Source organism: Streptosporangium nondiastaticum (assembly GCF_003011965.1).
GTDB lineage: Bacteria > Actinomycetota > Actinomycetes > Streptomycetales > Streptomycetaceae > Streptomyces > Streptomyces nondiastaticus.
In genome coordinates, this window is the sequence record NZ_PXWG01000371.1 from 1 (window position 1) to 430 (window position 430).

The 430-nt window shown below is 75.3% G+C and carries 1 pseudogene; it reads right to left on the minus strand.

Annotated features, from left to right (window positions below):
* A pseudogene (locus B7P34_RS36285) lies at positions 1-394 on the minus strand (transcriptional regulator); the annotation flags it as partial.
* Positions 395-430 lie beyond the last annotated feature (36 nt).

Sequence of the window (430 nt, forward strand, 5' to 3'; positions counted from 1 at the left end):
CCCAGCGGGCGCCGGGTACGAAGTTCATCCGCTCGGCGTGCCGCAGCACCCCGGGATGGCCCTCCACCCAGAGCAGCCGCCCGGCGGCGTCGCAGACCGCCATCAGGTGCGCGCCGTCCTGCGCGATGCCGCCGAGCAGGTCGCGGAACAGCGGCATCACCCGGGCCAGCGGGTGCGCGGCGCGGTACGTCTCCAGCGCGTCGTCGGCGAGGTCGACCGGCGCGGTGGTCTCCGGGTCGAGCAGCGCGGACCGCTCCCAGGATCGGGCCACCACCTCCCGGACCCGGCCGGAGGTGGTGCCGGCGGCGAGGAACGCCTCGTGGGCGGCACCGATCTGCGCGATCCGCTCCACCGGATCCGCGCCGAACTCCAGGGCGAGCCACGGGTCAGCCACCAGCGCCTCCTTCCACCCATCGTGACCCACCTCACC